The following is a 1,195-nucleotide window of genomic DNA, read 5'->3' as shown; positions in this document are numbered from 1 at the left end:
AACGACACGGGCGGATCCCCGGCACCTGGGTCTACACCCTCATCTGCGAAGAGCCGACAAACGGAAAGGTCGAGCGTTTCCACCGCACCATGGCTGACGGGTGGGCCTATGCCCGTTGCTACCGCAGCGAGCATGAGCGCCGCGACGCGCTCAATGGCTGGCTGCACCACTACAACCAGCACCGCCCCCACACGGCCTGCGGTAACCAGCCGCCCTTCTCGCGATTAATCAACGTCCCCGATCAGTACATCTAGGGGCCATCGATATTGCCGCGGGGAACCACTCGTGGCGGCAGTGGAGACCAGCGGCCCCACCGGCACCCGTCTACCGGCTCAGTATCGCTTGTTCGCGCAGATTGTGGGTGCCGTCATCGACCCAGACGGCGTTGTGCACGACGCGGTCCGTGATTGCACCGGCCGAGTGCTTGGTGCCACGCGTACAGAACACCGGCACTTTCGACGCTGCTCCGGTCATGCCGACGTGACGCTGGCAGGACCGGCCGAATCGTGCTCAGCTCATCGGCCGGATTCCCGCCGCGATGCAGTCGTCGGTGGACTCGTTGTGCAGCAGCTTCAGCGTCACCCTGGCCTGTGCCGGCTCCTTGTGGATCTGCTGCCAGGCAGAATGGGCGAACATGCCCTGGTTCTCGCCTCGGCCAGGGAACACCAGTTCGTAGTCGTCGCTATCCGTGCAGTCCTTTACGTCGTGCCACCTGAATCGGGCAGCATCGGCGGCTTCGAGCACCGCCGTGACTGGCTACCGTGACGTCCCCAGTGATGCCCCGATCACTCGTGCAGCGGGGCTGTCTGCGCGCAACTGCACGTCACACTTGGCCCGGGTCATCCGCACCATGAGTCGTCTCATGCCGGCGCGCGCCCAATACATGCGGCGGAAGGATCCTAGGCACGGTGGCCACCATGCACACCATGACCGGTCCCCACGAGCACTATCCAGCTACCAGCGCGGTGGAACCCGAACACACGACCGATGGACCCCAAAGATGCGGATATTCAGATGATCCCGCGATGCGCAGCCACCCAGTCATGGAGGCCTGCTCATCTGGGTCGAAGTCCAGTGCTGGTTGTCCACGAGGTCGAAGGTCGCGGTGGGCAGCCTCGTCGTTGAGCGCTGCTGACAACCCTTGTGAATGGGTTGAGGGCCTGAAGGTGAGCAACGCTCAAACCCTCAGACCCTC

Annotated in this window: 2 protein-coding genes; one reads left to right on the top strand and one right to left on the bottom strand. The window is 63.8% G+C overall.

Going from position 1 to position 1,195, the window contains the following annotated elements:
• A partial coding sequence (locus FM105_RS14400) for an integrase core domain-containing protein (RefSeq protein ID WP_143275905.1) occupies window positions 1–254 on the top strand: 254 nt, incomplete at its 5' end.
• 256 nt (window positions 255–510) lie between these two features.
• Here FM105_RS14400 and FM105_RS14395 read toward each other — a convergent pair.
• The gene (locus tag FM105_RS14395) at window positions 511–744 is read right to left on the bottom strand and encodes a hypothetical protein (protein WP_087009447.1); all 234 of its coding nucleotides are present in this window, start codon (window positions 742–744) and stop codon (window positions 511–513) included.
• Window positions 745–1,195 lie beyond the last annotated feature (451 nt).

Source organism: Brevibacterium yomogidense, from assembly GCF_900163715.1.
In the GTDB taxonomy this organism is placed as follows: Bacteria; Actinomycetota; Actinomycetes; order Actinomycetales; family Brevibacteriaceae; genus Brevibacterium; species Brevibacterium yomogidense_A.
This window is presented reverse-complemented; position numbering and strand designations above follow the sequence as displayed.